The 14246-nt window shown below is 74.6% G+C and carries 18 protein-coding genes; 5 read left to right on the forward strand and 13 right to left on the reverse strand.

What is annotated here, in order from left to right; genetic code table 11:
* Positions 1-84 precede the first annotated feature (84 nt).
* Together ACGFI2_RS10765 and ACGFI2_RS10770 are read right to left on the reverse strand one after the other, a co-directional pair.
* The gene (locus ACGFI2_RS10765; protein ID WP_393513992.1) at positions 85-456 is read right to left on the reverse strand and encodes a VOC family protein; all 372 of its coding nucleotides are present in this window, start codon (positions 454-456) and stop codon (positions 85-87) included.
* Positions 457-474: 18 nt separating this feature from the next.
* Positions 475-786 carry a DUF5988 family protein gene (locus tag ACGFI2_RS10770; protein WP_393513995.1) on the reverse strand — a complete coding sequence of 104 codons (312 nt, stop codon included), beginning with the start codon at positions 784-786 and terminating at the stop codon, positions 475-477.
* Positions 787-1135: 349 nt separating this feature from the next.
* On the opposite strand from ACGFI2_RS10770, the gene ACGFI2_RS10775 reads away from it, so the two are divergent.
* The gene (locus tag ACGFI2_RS10775) at positions 1136-2545 is read left to right on the forward strand and encodes an acyl-CoA synthetase (protein WP_393513998.1); all 1410 of its coding nucleotides are present in this window, start codon (positions 1136-1138) and stop codon (positions 2543-2545) included.
* Between the two features lie 6 nt (positions 2546-2551).
* On the opposite strand, the gene ACGFI2_RS10780 is transcribed toward ACGFI2_RS10775, so the two are convergent.
* From ACGFI2_RS10780 to ACGFI2_RS10790, 3 genes are all read right to left on the reverse strand, one after another.
* Positions 2552-3184: a dihydrofolate reductase family protein gene (locus ACGFI2_RS10780; protein ID WP_393514001.1), complete on the reverse strand. Its 633-nt coding sequence runs from the start codon at positions 3182-3184 to the stop codon at positions 2552-2554.
* 99 nt (positions 3185-3283) lie between these two features.
* Positions 3284-3475: a DUF397 domain-containing protein gene (locus ACGFI2_RS10785; RefSeq protein ID WP_393514004.1), complete on the reverse strand. Its 192-nt coding sequence runs from the start codon at positions 3473-3475 to the stop codon at positions 3284-3286.
* Entirely contained in the window at positions 3466-4266 is an 801-nt protein-coding gene (locus ACGFI2_RS10790) for a helix-turn-helix domain-containing protein (RefSeq protein WP_393514007.1), read from the reverse strand. Before ACGFI2_RS10790 ends, ACGFI2_RS10785 begins: the two co-directional genes overlap by 10 nt.
* 154 nt (positions 4267-4420) lie before the next feature.
* Here ACGFI2_RS10790 and ACGFI2_RS10795 point away from each other — a divergent pair, with 154 nt between their 5' ends.
* Complete coding sequence (locus ACGFI2_RS10795) at positions 4421-4732, forward strand: hypothetical protein (protein ID WP_393514010.1); 312 nt, start codon at positions 4421-4423, stop codon at positions 4730-4732.
* Positions 4729-4995: a hypothetical protein gene (locus ACGFI2_RS10800; protein ID WP_393514013.1), complete on the forward strand. Its 267-nt coding sequence runs from the start codon at positions 4729-4731 to the stop codon at positions 4993-4995. Before ACGFI2_RS10795 ends, ACGFI2_RS10800 begins: the two co-directional genes overlap by 4 nt.
* Here the strand turns inward: ACGFI2_RS10800 and ACGFI2_RS10805 are convergent.
* Positions 4992-5468 (reverse strand): hypothetical protein, encoded by a 477-nt coding sequence (locus ACGFI2_RS10805; protein ID WP_393514016.1) that lies wholly within the window; start codon positions 5466-5468, stop codon positions 4992-4994. The genes ACGFI2_RS10800 and ACGFI2_RS10805 overlap by 4 nt on opposite strands.
* A gap of 311 nt (positions 5469-5779) precedes the next feature.
* Here ACGFI2_RS10805 and ACGFI2_RS10810 point away from each other — a divergent pair, with 311 nt between their 5' ends.
* Positions 5780-6517: a zf-HC2 domain-containing protein gene (locus ACGFI2_RS10810; protein ID WP_393514019.1), complete on the forward strand. Its 738-nt coding sequence runs from the start codon at positions 5780-5782 to the stop codon at positions 6515-6517.
* 126 nt (positions 6518-6643) lie between these two features.
* Here the strand turns inward: ACGFI2_RS10810 and ACGFI2_RS10815 are convergent, their stop codons facing one another.
* Positions 6644-7207 (reverse strand): sigma-70 family RNA polymerase sigma factor, encoded by a 564-nt coding sequence (locus ACGFI2_RS10815; protein ID WP_393514022.1) that lies wholly within the window; start codon positions 7205-7207, stop codon positions 6644-6646.
* A gap of 160 nt (positions 7208-7367) precedes the next feature.
* Positions 7368-7841 carry an MOSC domain-containing protein gene (locus ACGFI2_RS10820; RefSeq protein WP_393514025.1) on the reverse strand — a complete coding sequence of 158 codons (474 nt, stop codon included), beginning with the start codon at positions 7839-7841 and terminating at the stop codon, positions 7368-7370.
* A gap of 90 nt (positions 7842-7931) precedes the next feature.
* Between ACGFI2_RS10820 and ACGFI2_RS10825 the strand changes: the two genes are divergently transcribed.
* The gene (locus ACGFI2_RS10825; protein ID WP_393514028.1) at positions 7932-9146 is read left to right on the forward strand and encodes a hypothetical protein; all 1215 of its coding nucleotides are present in this window, start codon (positions 7932-7934) and stop codon (positions 9144-9146) included.
* Positions 9147-9188: 42 nt separating this feature from the next.
* Here ACGFI2_RS10825 and ACGFI2_RS10830 read toward each other — a convergent pair whose 3' ends face one another.
* The 5 genes from ACGFI2_RS10830 to ACGFI2_RS10850 all read right to left on the reverse strand — a co-directional run bounded on the left by ACGFI2_RS10830 (position 9189) and on the right by ACGFI2_RS10850 (position 14211).
* The gene (locus ACGFI2_RS10830; RefSeq protein ID WP_393514031.1) at positions 9189-10271 is read right to left on the reverse strand and encodes an NYN domain-containing protein; all 1083 of its coding nucleotides are present in this window, start codon (positions 10269-10271) and stop codon (positions 9189-9191) included.
* A gap of 36 nt (positions 10272-10307) precedes the next feature.
* Complete coding sequence (locus tag ACGFI2_RS10835; RefSeq protein ID WP_393514034.1) at positions 10308-10535, reverse strand: hypothetical protein; 228 nt, start codon at positions 10533-10535, stop codon at positions 10308-10310.
* Positions 10536-10713: 178 nt separating this feature from the next.
* Entirely contained in the window at positions 10714-12303 is a 1590-nt protein-coding gene (locus ACGFI2_RS10840; RefSeq protein WP_393514037.1) for a DHA2 family efflux MFS transporter permease subunit, read from the reverse strand.
* 427 nt (positions 12304-12730) lie between these two features.
* Complete coding sequence (locus ACGFI2_RS10845; protein WP_393514040.1) at positions 12731-13312, reverse strand: DUF305 domain-containing protein; 582 nt, start codon at positions 13310-13312, stop codon at positions 12731-12733.
* Between the two features lie 146 nt (positions 13313-13458).
* Positions 13459-14211: a lytic polysaccharide monooxygenase gene (locus ACGFI2_RS10850; RefSeq protein ID WP_393514043.1), complete on the reverse strand. Its 753-nt coding sequence runs from the start codon at positions 14209-14211 to the stop codon at positions 13459-13461.
* Positions 14212-14246 lie beyond the last annotated feature (35 nt).

Raw genomic sequence — 14246 nt, forward strand, 5'->3', positions numbered from 1 at the left:
TCCTCCCGCCGGTTGCGTCACCGCACCGGCCGTGACGGCCCCGCCGCCGTCACCGGCGGCGGGGCGTTCGTCGATGACGGCGGACTAGGTCGTGGTCGCCCCGGGCACCGCCCAGCGCAGGCCGGCCGGGTCCCGCAGCACCACGCCCACCGGTCGGCCGCCGTTCGTCGCCTCCAGCGTCGCGCCGGCGGCCAGCGCACGCTGCACGAGCAGGTGCGGGTCGGACGGCGTGAGCGACAGCGGGACGTCCCCGCCCGGGTCCGCCGGGCGGTCGGACCACTCGCTCACCGTCAACCGGTGGCCGCCGACCACCAGCTCGGCGTGCACGACCCGCCCGTCCAGCAGACACTCCCGCTGCACCGGCACGGCCTCGAAGACCTCGGCGTAGAACGCGGTCACGGTGGCCACGTCGGTCACCGCCAGGTGCGCATCGTCGCGCAGTTCCCCGACGTCCATCCCGTTACCGCCTCTCACTCACTCCGCGATCCGGGTACGGCCGGTCCAGCGGAACACCGCGGGCACGCCGTCGAGGGCGACCGCGGGATCCCGCTCGAAGTGTTCGTAGCCCCCGTAGTACCGAACCTTGATCTTGGACTCCACCAGGGACACCCGCTGGTTGCGCAGCTCGGCCGGCAGCATCGCCGGCCCGCCCTCGAGCACCGCCTCGACGACGCCCGCGGCGTCGGCGCCCACCTGGGCCGTCACCGGCCAGGCGGTCCGGTCGTCGCCGTTGACGAAGGAGCCCACCGCCCGGACGGCCGGAGCGGGATTGATAGAAGCTGTCATGACACGACCTCCGTCGCTCGTCGTTCAGCCTCGCCATGCGCGCGCAATTGCCGAACGCATTTGTCGAGCGGATCGCCTCCGCATTCCGCCGAGGCGGAAGGAATGGCCCTGCACCGGTGGCCGGTGGCGATCTCCTGTGCCATTCGAACGTAATCGGGGTCACAATTCCGAAGAACCCTTAGGCACCCCCTAACGCGAACTGTTCGCCGAGGCCGGGCCGGGCCTGCCGGCGGGAGGGCGACACCGGGCGGTAGGGGCCGGACCCGCCGTAGGGGTGGCCGCCCGCTCGCCGTGCCGATACGGTCGGGACGTCCGAGGTCGGCGCCGGCCCGACCCGAGGAGGGAAGCCGTGCCGCTGCTGACCTGGCTCGCCGAGTCCACCGACGAGCGTCCGGACGCGATCCGCGTCGACGACCGGTCGCTGTCCTGGGTGGAGCTGCGCCGGGCGGCGACCGCGGTCGCCGACGACCTGCGCGGAGCCCGCCGGGTGGCGGTGTCCGCGACGGCGAGCCTGGAGACCGTGGTCGGTGTGGTCGGCGGGCTGCTGGCCGGTGCGGCGGTGGTGCCGGTGCCGCCGGACGCCGGACCGGTGGAACGCGACCACATCCTGCGCGACTCCGGGGCCGAGGTGCTGCTGGCGCCGCCCGGCACGCCACCCGTCGACGGCGCCGTGGCGCCGCCGGTCATGCCGGTCGACCCGGCCCGGCGCGCGGACACCCGCCACCCCGAGCCGGACGCGGCGAACCCCGCCCTGATCCTCTACACCAGCGGCACCACCGGCGCGCCGAAGGGCGCGGTGCTGTCCCGCCGCGCGATCGCCGCCTGCCTGGACGGGCTCGCCGACGCCTGGGCCTGGACCCCGGACGACCTGCTGGCGCACGGGCTGCCGCTGTTCCACGTGCACGGGCTCGTCCTCGGCGTGCTCGGCCCGCTGCGCCTCGGCAGCCGGCTGCGCCACGTCGGGCGGCCCCGCCCCGACCGGTACGCGGCGGCCGGCGGCACGCTCTACTTCGGCGTACCCACGATCTGGTCGCGGATCGCGGCGGAACCGGCGGCGGCGCGGGAGCTGCGCGGCGCCCGGCTGCTGGTGTCGGGCAGCGCCGCGCTGCCCGAACCGGTGTTCGCCGCGCTCGCCGAGATGACCGGCCACCGGCCGGTCGAGCGGTACGGGATGACCGAAACCCTGATCACGGTGAGCGCCCGGGCCGACGGACCGCGACGGCCCGGCACGGTCGGCGTGCCGCTGCCCGGCGTGCGCACCCGGGTGGTCGACGAGGCTGGCGCCCCGCTGCCCGCCGACGGCGCGGCCATGGGTGAGCTGCAGGTGCGCGGCGACACCCTCTTCGACGGCTACCTCAACCGGCCGGACGCCGACGCGGCCACCCGCACGGCGGACGACTGGTTCCGCACCGGCGACGTGGCCACCGTCGGACCGGACGGCTGGCACCGGATCGTCGGCCGGGCCGCCACCGACCTGATCAAGAGCGGCGGCTACCGGATCGGCGCCGGCGAGGTGGAGGACGCGCTGCTGACCCACCCGGGCGTGCGGGAGGCGGCCGTCGTCGGCACCCCCCACCCCGACCTGGGCCAGCAGATCATCGCGTACGTGGTCGGCGACGGGCTGGGCGAGGCCGAGCTGATCGACTTCGTGGCCCGGCAACTGTCCGTGCACAAGCGGCCGCGGCAGGTGCGGCTTGTCGACGCGCTGCCCCGCAACGCCATGGGCAAGGTGCAGAAGAGCCGGCTGACCGAGGGCTGACCCGCCTCAGACGCCACGGTCGGGCGTGCTCATGTCCCCGGTCGCGGGCGTGCCGTCGGCGAGCCCGTAGCGCAGGTAGACGGTGCCCTTCGGGTTGGCCACCGGTGGTTCGAGGAGCGTGACGTTGGTGGGCACCGCGCCGCCGTCGAACACCTTCTTCCCCACCCCGAGCACGATCGGGTGCACCCACAGGTCGATCCGGTCGAAGAGCTTCTCCCGCAGCAGCGTCTGCACCAGGTTCAAACTGCCGACGACCTTCACGTTCTCGTGCCGGTCCCGCACCTCGCGCACCGCCGTCGCCAGGTCCGGGCCGAGCTTCGTGGATCCCTTCCACGACAGGTCGGGCCGGCCACGGGAGGCCACGTACTTCGGGATGCGGTTGAAGAGCGTGGCGATCTCGTTGTCCTCGCCGCCCTCCTGGTGCGGCCAGTAGGCGGCGAAGATGTCGTACGTCCGCCGGCCGAGCAGGAGCGCGTCGGTGCCCTCGTACGCCTTCATGACCTGCGCCCCGGAGACCTCGTCCAGCAGGGGCGCCTGCCAGCCGCCGAACGGGAAGCCGACCGGGTCCTCGTCCGGGCTGCCGGGCGACTGCGCCACGAAGTCCAGGGTGGTGAACAGCTCGATCTGGATGACGCCCATTCCGTACTCCCGTTGAGTTGGTTTCCTCATTCGGAAGGTAGACCGACGCCCCGCGCCGAACTCATCGTTCGGTTTCCGTGTCGCGCGGAGGATCGCCGGTCACGGCCGTTCGGTGAGCCGGGTGAGAAAGGCACACCACGACGCCGGGCTGAAAGTGAGCGCCGGGCCGGCGGGGTCCTTGGAGTCGCGTACGCCCACGACGCCGGGAATGCCGTCGGCCACCTCGACGCAGTTGCCGCCGCTGGTGCCGCTCCGGGTGGACTTCCGCCACCTCGCGCGAGTCAGGTCCATTGGTCCGCCACTTCTTTGATCAACTCCAGGGACTGCCGGCGCGGCAATGCCTCGGTACGCACGCTCTCCCACCGCTCGAACAGCGTATCGAGATCGGCCGGCCGGTTGACGACATCTCCACCGAGCTGGCTCTCCAGGTGGCCCAGCCAGCTGCCATCGGGCATGTGCGCCAGGGACAGCGGGCCGGAAAGCCCGGCGTGAAGACCGACGTCGGCAGGAACGACATGGACGCTGATGTGGGGTCGCTCCGCACAGCCTATGAGATGCAGCAACTGCTCACCCGCCATTTTCTCCCCGCCTGCCCCCACACGCCGGATCGCGCTCTCGTCGGTGACCACCACGACGCTCGGCGGCGTTTCCCGGGCGAGGATTTCCTGTCGTTCGATCCGTGCGGCGACCCGCCGTTCCACCTCGCTGTCGGCGAGCCGGGGGTCGAGCCGCAGCACGGCTCGGGCGTACGCCTCTGTCTGGAACAACCCTGGGATCAGGTTGGGCTCGAAGTAGCGCAGTTGGGTCGCTCCGCGCTCGGCGTCGAGCCACGGCCGGAACCACGAAGGTGTGCCCAGTTCCGCCGCCATTCGTTCGAAGAGCCCGCCGTTGCGCACCGCCCGATCCGCGCCCCGGATGAAGTCGACCGTGAGCGCGCGGGTCCCGCTCTCCACGGCGCTGACGTGCGACGCGCTGAAGCCGGCGTGCTTGCCGAACGCCTCCTGCGTCATGCCCGCCGCGCCCCGGGCACGGCGGATCTCGCCAACGATGAAGCCCGCGACGGGCCCCGGCACCTCAGCCATTCAGTGCGCCCCAAACCAGAGATCGGCTATCCACGGCTCCACCCGGAACGGACCGTCCTCCCGGCGTCCGCCGGACAATCGAAGTCCCTTCCGAGCGTAGTGCCTCCACAGCAGAGTGTCACCGATGAGGCTTCCCCGAACGACGGAGGGCGACGTGTCCAAGGAAAGTCCGAGCGCGGCCCGGTCGCGTCCCGACGCGCCGACCACCCATCGCGCCCACGGTCCGGCCTGGGTGTGCGAGCGGTGCGGGCAGGACTGGCCCTGCCCGACGCTGAGGTCCACGCCGACGGACGCGGCCCGGCGGGCGACGCTGCTCCCCGAGTTCGCCCGGATCACCCGCCAGGCGATCCGTGACCTGCGCGGCCGGCCCGGCGGCCCGGACCCGGTGGCGATCGTCCGCCGCTTCCTGTGGTTCCTGCCGCTGAGCGACGAGGAGGCCCGCGCGGTGGCGCTGAGACTGCGATGAGCGGCAACCAGCATCGTCCCGTACGCCCGATCTGGCTCTGCCACCTGGACGGGCAGCCGTGGCCGTGCCCGGCGGCGCGGACCGCGCTGCTGCGGGAGTACGACGGCGACCTGGTCGGGCTGGCCGTCTACCTGGCCGGGGCGCTGCACGACGCGGTCGGCGACCTCTACGCGCTGAACCCGCACGACGTGCCGGAGCCGGCCGCCCTGTGGGATCGCTTCCTCGCGTGGCTCGACCGCTCCCGCCGGGCGTCGTCGCCCTAGCCGGAGGCCACCTGCTGCCGCAGCCGGTCCAGGCCACCCCGGATCAGCTTCCCGTAGCCGTCGTCGCCGAGCGCGCCGATCCCCGCCTCCGCGTGCCGCAGGTGCTCGCGGGCCCGGTCGAGGTCGCCGAGCTTGCGGTGGCACTCCGCCAGGTTGAGGTGCAGCGACGGATAGAGAGCGGCCACCGACAGCGGCACCCCCGACTCGGCGACCCGGGCGTCGGTGAGCCGGCCGGCCGCCGCCAGCGCACGCTCGTCCCAGAGCAGTTCCTCGCGGGTGTCGTCCTGCACGTCGGCCATCGCGTGCGCGAGGACGCACACGTGCAGCGGGTCGCCCCGCTCACCGCCGATCTCGTCCCAGACCCGCGCGAACAGGTCGCGCGCGGTGTCACGCTCACCCTGCTGGTGGTGCAACTGCACGCCCTCGTTGATGCGGGCGAGCGTGGTGTCGGCGATGGTCGGCTGCTCGGGCACGGCTCATGCTAACCGCGCTCAGCGGGCCGCGGCGGCCCGGCGGACCAGGCGGCGCGCCTCGTCCACGCCGGTGAGCTGGGTGCTCAGGCTGCCGAAACCCAGCCCGGTCCTCGTCGGCGGGTTCGGCCCATTCCGCCGGGGTGAAGGAGAGGCTGCCGGACCAGTTCACGAACCCGCGTGTCACCTGGCTCCCCTCCCCGGCGCGGCGGTCCGGCCCGCTTACCCGCGCCCACCGGCGGTAGTCACCGGCCGGTCGGCGTGATCGGCATCCCGCCGGGAACCAGGCGGGGCACCCGGACGACTATCCCTACATGGCGTGTGAGCAGTGGCGGGAGATCCTGTCGGCCCAGCTGGACGGTGAGGCGTCCCGGGCGGAGAACGAGGCGGCCGAGGCGCACCTGAGCGGCTGCGCCGGGTGCCGGGGCTGGTTCGACTCGGCCGCGGCGGTCACCCGGCGGGCCCGTACGCAGCTCGCCCCGCAGGTGCCCGATCTGGTGGCGTCCGTGCTGGCCGCCGCGCCGCCGCCCCGGCCGAGCCGGCGGCAGCGGGTGGTGTGGGGGCTGCGCGGGGCACTCGGCCTGCTCGGCGCGGTGCAGCTGGTGCTCGGCCTGGCGCAGATCGGCCGGGAGGCGGTGGTCGTCCACGCGCACATCTCCGGCCAGCACCTGTGGCACGAGTCGGCCGCGTGGAACGTCGCGGTCGGCGCCGGTTTCCTCTACGTCGCGCTGCGCCGATCCACCCCGTCCGGGTTGCTGCCGATGCTCAGCGCGTTCGTCGCCACGCTGGTGCTGCTGTCGGTGAACGATCTGATCACCGGGCAGGTGGCGATGACCCGGCTGGTCAGCCACGGTTTCCTGCTGGTCGGCTGGGCGGTGATGCTGCTGCTGTCCCGGCCCGGCTGGCGTCCCGGCGACACGCCGCCCGGCCAGCGCCGGTCGTCCGGCTCGCGCTGGACGCTGGGCGTCGAGGAGCCGGCCCCGCCGGCGCCGCTGCGGCTGGTGCCGCCCGGTCCGCACACCGCACAGGCGCGTGACCGTCGCGCCGCCTGACGCCCGTACCCCCGCCCGATCGTGGCCGTCCCGCCGGCGGACCGCGCGCCGTCGCGCGGGCATCGCGGGCGGGTGGCCGACGCCCCTGACACCGCCGCCCGGCCGGCAGGCCGTCAGCGGGGCGGTTCAGCGGGCCCGGCGGTCCCGGGTGTCGCCGGCCCAGGCCGCGACCAGGTCCTCACGGGCGCGGGCGACCCGCGACCGGATGGTGCCGACCGGGCAGCCGCACACCTCGGCGGCCTCGGCGTAGGAGAGGCCGAGCACCTGGGTGGCGACGAGCGCCTCGCGCCGCTCCGGGGCGAGCCCGGCGATGAGCCCGCGCAGGGCGACGCCGTCGTCGCCGGCCGCGGTGACCGCCCCGGCCGCCTCGGCGGCGGTCTGCCAGTCCGGCAGCGCGGCCACCCGGGGACGGACGGTCGCGGCCCGGACGTGGTCCACCGCCACCCGGCGGGCGATGGTGAAGATCCAGGTGCGGGCCGAGGACCGGCCGGCGAATCCGGGCAGGCTGCGCAGCGCCCGCAGGAACGTCTCCTGGGCGAGGTCGTCGGCCTCGGCGGGCCCGGCCAGGTGGGCGAGGAACCGCCACACCGGCCCCTGGAGCGCCCGGACGAACGCGGCGGCGGCAAGCTGGTCGCCCCGGCCGGCCTCGTGCGCCCACCGGGTCACCTGCTCGTCGGCGTCCGGGGTCATCCGCGGCCCGCCCGCCGGTCCGACACGTTCACGCCGGACGGTACGGGTGCGGGCGTCGCTCGGTTCATCCCTGGCGTCCTCTCCGTCACCTCGCCGCCGATCCGGCGATCGGTGACCCCGGGGATGGTCGGCCGGCGGGCGGGAAAAGTTCCCGGAGGGATCAGTCGCCGACGGCGACCGTGACCGGACCGACCCGCAGGACGCCGTCGCTGAGCGGCTCGCAGCGTACGCCGGCCCGGCGGCGCATCGCCTTCCAGGCGCCGGGCGCGACCACCACGTCCAGCCAGGCGCAGGGCGGCGCGGCCCGGTGCACCCGCAGGCGGACCGGACCGTCGCCGGAGTCGAGGGTGAGCACCCGGCCGACCAGCTCGTCGACCGCGATGCCGCTGGTCAGCACGTTGCGGCGAAGCTGGGTGAGGTCGACGCCGGCCGGCAGCGACTCCTGCGCGATCAGCGTGACGCTCGCCGTGCGGTGCGCCGGCCGGGCGAAGTAGCGGTCGCCGACGACGCCGAGGCCGGCCCGGAGACGCACCTGCTCGACCAGCTCGCCGGCCGGCGCCGGGGCGGGGCCGTCCGCCGGGCGGCCGACGTAGCGGTGCGCCGGCGAGGCCAGCAGCTGGACGATCCGCGGCATGGCCCGAGTCTAGGCGTGGGCATAACACCACCAAAGCGGATGATAGCCACGCTCACGTGTCCGCGTCCGGTGGCCGGCGTTGTACCGGGTGTGACGGCGAGACGACCCGGCCCGGTCGGGTCCCATCCGGCGCGACGGCTGGCCTGGGCGCGGCGCGAGAACGAAATCCGACGTCGGGCGTACGAGGCGGCGGCGCGCGACTGGCGCCGCCGCGCGGACCACCTCGACCGGTTGCGGATCGAGGCGGACGGGTTCCACGGCTGCCCGCTGCCCGGCACGCCGCTACCGGTGCCGCTCGACGACGGCGAGGTCGTCTACCGGATCCTGCCCGTCGTCGAGCTGGTGGAGGCCACCGCCCGGCACCTGGCCGGGCTGCCCGCGCCCGGCCGGACGCTGGTCGGATGCCTCGACCCGGGCGACGGCCCGCTGCCGGCCGGGCTGCGCGTGGTCGACACCGGCGCCGCCGTGGTGACCGACCGCAGGGTGTCCTTCGCCGGCCGGGACGGCCGCCACGACTGGGCCCTGCGTGATCTGCTCCGTCCCGGGCACCACCCGGACCGGCCGGTGACACTGCTGCACCGCACCGACGGCGCACCGCCGTACGGGCTGCGGATGCCGGCGCCCGGCGCGGTCAACGGCCGCTTCTACCTGACGCTCGCCCACGCCGACGCGACCGGCGCACGGAGCGCGGTCGCCGAGGACGTGGAGGCGCTGCGCGCCGCCCACCGGGCCGCCCGGCCACGACCACCCCGCCCGCTCGGCCCGGGCGACGCCCCGCCGGACCGGGTGCCGCCGGGACGACTGGTGGCGGCCGGTGTCGCGATGGCGGCCGTGCTGCTCGGGGTGACCTCCGCCGGCGCCTGGCCGGCCACCGCCGGGTCGCACCAGCCGGCGGCCCGTTCCGCCGCGCCCGCGCCCGCCGGCGACAGCCGGGTCGGCACGGGCCCGGTCACGCCCGCGGCGACGCCCGCCCCGGTCCCGGTCGGCCCCCGGGCGTCCGACGATCCCGGCACCCTGCCCCGGCCGGATCGTCCACCCACCCGGCCCTCGCCGGCCGCCGAGACGGGCCGGAACGGTCCGCCGGCCGCCGCCCCGGGCCCGACGGCCCTCCGGGACCGGTCGCCGGCCCCGAAACCGCCACCGGCCACCCCGACCGACCCGGTCCCGAGCCAGGTTCCGCCCACACCGGCCGCTCCCGGACCGACCGTCGTACCCAGCCCGACCGGCGTGCCGAGCGCTCCGGCCGACCCGAGCCCGACCGGCGGACCCGGTTCGGCCGGGCAGTCCGGCCGAGCGGGGTCCTGAGTCGGGTCGCGCCCGCCCACACCGCCCGACGACGCCGGGCCGTCAGGAAGGCTGCGGGCTGAGCAGGTAGTCCCCGTCGTCGGGGCTCCAGCGCAACTCCACCGCTCCGTCCGTGGCGGCGGCCTTGCAGAACTGCAGGAAGCTGCGGTAGCCCAGCTTCTTCTCGCTGAAATCCGGCCGGGCGCGCCGGAGCTGGTCCTTCAGGCCGGACAGCGCCACCGCGCCGCCCTCACCGGCGAGGTCCACCACGACGGAACGGAGCAGCGCGAACGCCACCTCCCGGTCACCCCGCTCGGGCAGCGACACCTCCGGGTCGCCCTTCGCCGGGCCCGCGGCCAGCTCCACCACGTTGGACGCGGCCAGGTGTCGCAGCAGCTCACCGAAGGTACGGAAGCCGTAGTCGGACTCGCTGAACGTCGGGTCCTTACGGAGCAGGGCGCGCTTCAGGCCGGACGCGGTCACCTCACCGCTGGAACTGCCCTGCATGCCGGCCACGGTCTGCACGAGCAGGACGGCGAGGGTGTCGACGTCCCGCGCCGCCTCCTCCTCGGTCGGGGTGGTCTCCACCGCCGGCTCGGGCGCGGGCTCCACCGGCGACGGCCCGGTCGTACGGGCCGGTCGCGTCCGGCGGGCCGCGGGCGGCGGCACGTCCACCCCTTCGAGGCGGTCGTAGTAGAGGAACTCGTCGCAGGCCGGCGGCAGCAGCGCCGAGGTGGACTTCTCCACCCCGACACCGATCACCCGCTTGTTGAGCTCGCGCAGCTTGTGCACGAGCGGGGTGAAGTCGCTGTCGCCGGTGCAGATCACGAACGTCGAGATGTAGCCCCGCTCGAACGCCAGCTCGACCGCGTCGACGGCCATCTTGATGTCGGCCGCGTTCTTACGGGAGAAGCCCATCCGCTGCGGGATCTCGATGAGTTCCACGTGCGAGCGGGTGAGCATCCGCCGGTCCTCGTCGAAGTACGACCAGTCCGCGTACGCCCGGCGCGCCACCACCCGGCCGCGTTCGGCGAGGGCGTCGGCGATCGGACGGAAGTCGAACGGCCGACCACCGTGATGGTCCCTTACACCCAGCGCCAGGTTCTCGTAGTCGAGGAACAGCGCGATCCGGTCTTCCTGATCCACGCCGGTCAGCCTAGCCGGGCCGGACCGTCGCGCCGGTCACCGCCGCCCCTCGTCGCGGAAGACCGTCTCCCGGCGGGCCACCCGCTGGATCGCGTAGCTGGCCACCAGGAGCAGCAGGGCGAGCACCACCTCGACACCGGCGACCGCGCCGTTGGCGACGGTGAGCGCGAGCAGCAGCAGGATCAGCGCGACCACGGCCAGCAGCCCCGCCAGCAGCAGGCGCTTGCGCCGCCGCGCCGAGCGGTCCTCGCCGCCCGCGCTCACCCTGCCCACCTCTCGCCGCTCATCCGTCGAGCCTAGGCGCTGCCCGGTCCGTCGGTGGCGATACGCCACGGCACCCCGGCTTCCGCTCGGCCCGGCCGGTCGGTGACGCCGCGGCGGCGGCCGACACGCCGTGGGGCCGACCGCCGGCGGCGGTCGGCCCCACGGCCACGGGCGGGGATCAGTGGATCGGCACCGGCATCGGCCGCTGCTCCTCCCCCGGCCCGCCGTCGAGCAGGTGCGACGGCTCGCGCCGGCGGGGCAGGAAGGCGGCCGGGATGAAGGTGAGCAGCACCAGGCCGAACGCCACCCAGAACGTGGTGGCGAAGGAGCTGGCCGCGAAGTCGAGCCCGCGCTCGATCAGCGACGGTGGCACCGGGAACTGCTGGGCCAGCTCGGGCTGCTGCTGCACGGCGATGGCGAGCTGGGCCTCGGTGACCGGGGCGCCGCTGCCCGGGTCGGTCACGCCGGGGATCGGCCGCGAGCCGTTCAGCTCGCTGGTGAGGATCACCGACATCACCGCCGCGCCGACCGACCCGCCGATCTGCTGGAGGATGTTGACCAGCGTCGAGCCCCGGGCCACCTCCGCGGCCTGCAACGTCTTCAGCGCCGAGGTCATGATCGGCATCATGGTGCCGCCCATGCCGAGGCCCATCACGAACAGCGAGCCGCAGAGCAGCAGGTAGGACGTGTCGGTGCCGAGCTGGGTGAAGGTGAAGAACCCGGCCGCGATGAGCACCAGCGCGAACGGCACCGTGCGGCCGACCGGCACCCGGTCGGCCAGCATGCCGGCGATCGGCATGGTGAGCATCGCGCCGATGCCCTGCGGCGCCATCAGCAGGCCCGCGGTCAGCGTCGTCTCGCCCCGGATCTGCAGGAAGTAGCTCGGGAACAGCAGGCCCGCGCCCATGAACGCGATGATGAAGACGAACAGGGTCAGCGAGGCGAGGGTGAGGTTGCGGTTGCGGAACAGCCGCAGGTCGAGCAGCGGGTGCCGGGGCCGGAACGAGTAGCGGACGAACGCCACCACGAGCGCCGCGCCGGCCGCCATCGGCAGCCAGACCTCGGTGTCGGTGACCGTGCCGGCCTCCGGCAGCGAGGAGACGCCGTAGAGGAACAGCGCCAGGCCCGGCGAGAGCATCAGCATGCCGAGGAAGTCGAACGACTCGGACGGCTCGGGAGCGTCCTTCGGCAGCGCCAGTTGGGCGTAGATCAGCGCGACCACGCCGATCGGCAGGTTGATCAGGAAGATCCAGTGCCAGCTCGCGGTGTCGATCAGCCAGCCGCCGAGGATCGGGCCGCCGATCGGGCCGAGCAGCATCGGGATGCCGAGCACGGCCATCAGCCGGCCGATCCGGTGCGGGCCGGCGGCCCGGGTCATGATGGTCATGCCGAGCGGCATGAGCATGCCGCCGCCGAGCCCCTGGACCACCCGCCAGGCGATCAGCTCGCCGATGGAGTCGGCCGTGGCGCACAGGCCGGAGCCGATGGTGAACAGCGCCAGCGCCACCATGTAGAGGCGTTTCGTGCCGAACCGGTCCGCGGCCCAGCCGCTGAGCGGGATCACCGTGGCCAGCGCGAGGGTGTAGCCGGTCATGGTCCAGGCGACCCGCGCGTACGACGCGTCGAACTCGCTCTGGAACGTCGGGATGGCCACGCTGACGACGGTCACGTCGAGGATCGACATGATCGCACCGAGCACGACGACGCCGGCCACCTTGAGCACCGCGGCGTCGAGTTTGTTCGATGTCGCGACGGATTGCTGGGTCACAGACAGTCTCCTGGTTCCGGTCCGGTCCGAGGGGTGGCGGCGCCGCGCGCACGCTGGGCGCGCGGGGGGTACGTGCGGTCGGACGACGTCCGGCGAAAGCCTAGTCACGGCCTGCGACATGGCGCGGCCGGTTTTGCCCAGAGGCGAACGCCCTCACCCGCGGCGACGAGCCCGCTCGGCCCGAACGTGGCCCGGTTCCGACACCGGTCAGGGAGAACGGCCGGGTGGAAAGCACCGATGCGACCTGATTCGCCGGCCACCGCGTGCCGGCCGTCCCCGGTCCCGGCCGGATCCCGACAAGCGTCGGCGTGACGAACGTCATGCCCTCCGAAATCGCCACCCGCCCTCGTCGATCATGAACTTGCGGCCCTCAGGCACGGCTTGTGCGGCCTTTGTCGGGTACCGAGTCCGTGACCGACGGAGCGGGTCAGGCCGGCGGCCCGCCCAGCTTCGCCATCAGCGCCACCTCGGCCGTGCGCGAGCGGTCGATCCGGGTGGCGAGATCGCGTACCCGATCGCTGGTTCCGGCGGTGACCTGGGCGCGGGCCAGGGCGGCGGCGGTGCGCTGGTGCGCGGTGAGCACGTCGAGCAGCACCCGGTCGACGTGGGCGGCCGGGGCGGCCCGCAGCCGGGCCAGGCCGGCGGCGGCGTCGCTGTGTCCGGTGTGGTCGTGGCGGGCGGCGGCGGCCGCCGCGGACGGCCCGGCCTCGCGCAGCCAGCCGCGCATGGTGGCCAGCTCATCGGTCTCGGTGGCGCGGACGGCGGCGATCAGTGTGCGGACCTGCGGGTCGGTGACCCGATCGAGACCGGCGTCGACGATCGCCAGCGTCTGCGTGGTGTGCGCCACCATCATGGCGAGGAAGAGCGCGTCGATGCCGCTGGTCGTCTCGGCGGCGGACGGGGCGGGGCGGGACGCGGCGGGTGACGCCGCCCGGCCACGGCAGCCGGCGGCGACGAGCAGCACGGCGACGAGCAGCACGGACAGCGTGGCGGCGGACGGGCGGCGCATCCTGGAGCCTCCGATCGGGAGCGGGCGGACGGGTCGCGCGGCCGGCGGGACCGGCCGGCCGCGCGACGCGCCCCGTCCGGTGGCGGGAGCCTCACAGGTGTCCGGGGTGGTCCGAGGCACCGGTGGTGTCCCGCCGCCGGCGGCGGTCAGAGCTGCTGCCAGAGGGCCGGGACGTTCGGCGGCTCCCAGCCGGCGATCGCGGTGTGCGCCTGGCGGCAGCGGTAGCCGCGGCCGGCGTAGGTCACCGTGTCGCCGACCTGGTACGCCTTGCCGGCGGCCCAGGTGCCGCCCGGCGCGGGCGTGCCGGTCGGGGCGGGCGTGGGCGACGGCGTGGCGGTGCGCGTGGGCGACGGGGTCGGCGACGGGGTGGGGGTCGGGTTGCCGCCCCCGCCGCCGATCTGGAGGTCGACGCAGGAGTAGAACGCGTTCGCGGTGTCGGAGATGTTCCAGACCGCGAGCAGCTTCTGCCGCCCGGAGAAGCCGCCCAGGTTGACGGTGTGCGACACGGTGGCGTCGGGCTGGCGGCCACCGCCGTCGACGACCGCGACCCGGGTGCCGCCGATCCAGTACTCCCAGTTGGCGGTGGCGTGCCGGGCGGTGTTGACCCAGGTGAACGTCACCGTGCTGCCGACCGAGGTGGCCGGCCAGTTGCGGCTGTCGTCGTTGAGCACCGCGAACTGGGCGATGTTGGCGTGGCAGGTCTTCAGACCCTTGGGTCCCTCGACGCTCTGCGGCTCGTACCTGATCTGACCGCAGTCGGGCACCCGGTTCTGCGCGCAGAGCGCCTGGCGGCTGGCGGGCGAGGAGACGTAGCCGTGGGCCTGCGCGGGCGCGGCGAGCGCCAGGGCGGCGGTGACCGCGCCGGTGGTGAGCAGGGGCAGGGTGATTCTTCGACGCATGGTGGCAACTCCTTCGGGGGGAACGGAAGGTGCCC

The organism is Micromonospora sp. NPDC049282 (assembly GCF_043197045.1).
Taxonomy (GTDB): Bacteria; Actinomycetota; Actinomycetes; order Mycobacteriales; family Micromonosporaceae; genus Micromonospora.